The following is a 3,351-nucleotide window of genomic DNA, read 5'->3' on the forward strand; positions in this document are numbered from 1 at the left end:
CCCCTGACACGGTAGCAGGAGAGTTTTTAAAATCAATCTCCCCTTGTTGGTCATAAACTAACTTAAAATAATCACTAGAGCCTAAATCAACTTTATAATCACCTAGAGAATCCTGTTTAAAATTTATACCAGATGGTAAAGCCGTCAAAATATTTTTATAAGATTTAACCATACCATCTAAATCTTTAAACTCTCCATCAATGTAAACCCTCGCCAACCCATTTTCCACTAAATCTTGTAATTGAATAAGAGATAAATTATTCTTTCCCCCTCCGTAATTATCATCAATTTCTATTTTCAAATACTGTAATTCATCAACTTGTAAAGCATAAATATTTTTATTAGAGTTCAAAACCCCTTTAATTTGTTTAGGATTTACCCCTTGATTAATACCTTGAATTAAGTTTGACATAGGGCGAGTATCAATCACCAAAATAGGTTCTGCCGTATCAGGGTTAAGATAAGCAAACTGTTTCCAGTGATGAGCTTCAAGCCCTTCACCAGAGCTAGTACTTCTTTTATAAACACCATTTACCACCCCTTCACCTTGATTTAAAACTCTGATTAATTTAGCCTTTTGTAGCTCTAACCCCCCTAAACTTTCTTCAGCTATTTTGACAGGATTAGTAAAATTATCAAGAGGTAGCCAATCAAACTTCCCAAAATATAACTTATCAGAATAAGGATCGAAAATACTTTTTCTACCCGTGTCTTATCTTCAAATTGGAGGACAAAATTAAGAATATCATCAGGAAGCCCTAAGTTCAATAAACTCTTTAATTTATCATCTGATTTAATTCCCTCAATAATTTTAATTCTTTCAGATGAAGTTAATTGCCAAAAATCATTAATAAATTGATCAGATTTCCCCAACCCTAGTAAAAAATCTGATACTTTTTTCTTCAACTTATTACTAAATTCAGGGCTTAAAACATTATAATTTTCAATCTCTACAATTTTAGTTTTTATATCTTCTAACTTCCCCAAAGTCAAAATATTTCTAACTCTTTCCTGAGATTCTACTATTAAAAATTTATCACTTTCATCAAAAACATTTTTAATCTTATTTCCTTTACTATCATAAACATTATTTAACACATTTTTTTCTTTAATTTCTTCCCTAACTTCCTTTAATTTATCAGGAGAATACTTATCACCCCCTACAGGAATAGAATCCGCCAAAGCAATAACATCTTGTCCATGACGGGACTTCTCAGTGTTTAAAACCACAGGGGTAATAGTATTTAAAGAATCAATTTTTTGTTTATCAGTTAACTCATAATATTCAATAATATTCCCTAATTCATCAATAAAACTTTTCTTTTCAAACTTCTTAGATCTATCAAAAACTTGTTTTACTAATAATTTATTTAATTCCTCTAAACCTTTTTTATAAATACCATCTTCATCTAAATTTTTAGCTAATAATGAAGGGTTATTATTAACTACTTCAGTACCCAATTTAAGGACATATTCTTCCCACAAAACTTCATTACCTTTAGCAGAATTAAGATTAGCCCTTACCTTATTATTACCCTCATCAAAAAACAAACTTAAAAGATAAACACCTGAATCTGACAGTAATAGTTCAGGGCTAGTTAACCCAAATTCTGACTTATTTGTTTTCTTATTTTTCTGGAAATTAAAACCTACTAAACTACCGATAATTTGTAACTTAAGTTTCTTTAAATCATCGTCATTTAGTTGTGTTAAGTCTAAATATTGAGAAAGGATTTTAGTAAGAGGATTACCAAGTATTTTTGATGCCTGAATATAAGATTCTGCATATCTATCCTCATAACTCATATTGGGGCTAAATTGACGTGATTTATTAGACAAGCGAGACTCTGTTTTCCCTCCTGATTTAGACACCTTTATCCAACCAGAATGATCGGATTTTGAGACAAACTTTTCAATAGTAGAAATAAAATCCTTAAAATCTTTTGAATTATAATTAATAACTGATAAATCAGTATTTTTATTTTGAGATAAAACTAGATTTTGTATCCTTAAAATTTCCTTTTTAATCGTATCAATACTTGTCTTTTTATCTATTAAATTTACTTGTAAAGAAACCTTAAATTTTTTAGAAATACTATCAATAAAATCAATATAATCCTGTCTTGATTTAAGAGGTTTACTAGGATTTAATCGAGAATTAGTATCAATATTTAGTAAGTATTTTTTAAATGAATCAACACGGGAACTTATCTTATTTCTTATCGTTGTGATACTATCTTTAATCCCATAAACCACTTTTACATAATCCTGAAAATCTGTTGATTCTAGCAAAGAAGGTTTAGAAATACTTTTATTGACACGAGGAGAATTACTAACTTTTTTACGGTTGAAATTAATAGAATCTCTAAATTTATTAACAAGTCTAATGGCAGGATTTAACTTATCTAACCTTTCACGAATTTTTTTTACTTGAGTTTCTAGGGAATATAAATCTCGAATAGTATTAAATCTACTTCCCACATCAATTTTGACTTTATATCTTTGCTCTAATCTATCCAGAAAATTTTGAACTTGACGAGAAGATTTTACAGGGCGATTGAATATTTTTTCTATTTTTTGACGTTTTTTTTGGTTAATACCAGAGATAAATCTACCTAAAGAATCACGGCGGATATAATCAAGGGTTTTTACAAAAGTTTTAGTTCCAGAATTATCACCTATTTGGGCAGTAATAATAACTTTATCATCAGATATTTTGATATTTTTTCCGCTTTTAGTTTTATTACTTATTCGTTGGCTTTTACTTATACCCTTATAGACTGATTTTGTTTTATTTCGATTATTTCTTACGGGTTTAGAAGCCATATCACCTAAACTCACCATTGTTAATTAACAAACAAAATGAGTGAGATTTAAGTTTAAATACCTATTCTGATGTAGGGAAAACTAGAAAAGTATCTCAAAGCACTATCGCCAGAATGGTAGGTAGAGATCCTGAAAACACAACCTTGAGAAACTATTTAAAAAGGTTGCCAAATACCGTGTCGATAAAGGTTGAAATACAGACAGCAAGTGGGATTCAAGGGGTGTTGTTATACGATGAGAACGTAATATATGAAGCCTTTGCCAAGTATAAACCAGAAAAATAATTAGTGGTTATGGGTTTCAAAACGTAAGCCTGTAAAGAGACTAAATATACTTGAAGGTTATATAATTCCAAATTTATTTGTGGTTAAAAACCCTTACCCATAAAAGGTTTAAAGACAATCACAACCCTTATAATTTGTATGAAAAAAGCTACAAAACTAATTAGAAAGGGTAATGAGTATAAATACTTACGGGCTGAAAAAGTACATTGATTAAATCGTGTAATGTTGTACTCCCTTCGGT

The 3,351-nt window shown here is 29.5% G+C and carries 2 protein-coding genes; both read right to left on the reverse strand.

Features of this window, described 5'->3' with window-relative positions; genetic code table 11:
• Positions 1–538 (reverse strand): hypothetical protein (locus FWJ34_RS18845; RefSeq protein ID WP_308256868.1); only part of this gene is annotated, 538 nt, incomplete at its 3' end.
• A gap of 71 nt (positions 539–609) precedes the next feature.
• Complete coding sequence (locus FWJ34_RS18850; RefSeq protein ID WP_308256869.1) at positions 610–2,844, reverse strand: hypothetical protein; 2,235 nt, start codon at positions 2,842–2,844, stop codon at positions 610–612.
• Positions 2,845–3,351: the final 507 nt, after the last annotated feature.

Source organism: Geminocystis sp. GBBB08, from assembly GCF_016743215.1.
Taxonomy (GTDB): Bacteria; Cyanobacteriota; Cyanobacteriia; order Cyanobacteriales; family Cyanobacteriaceae; genus Geminocystis.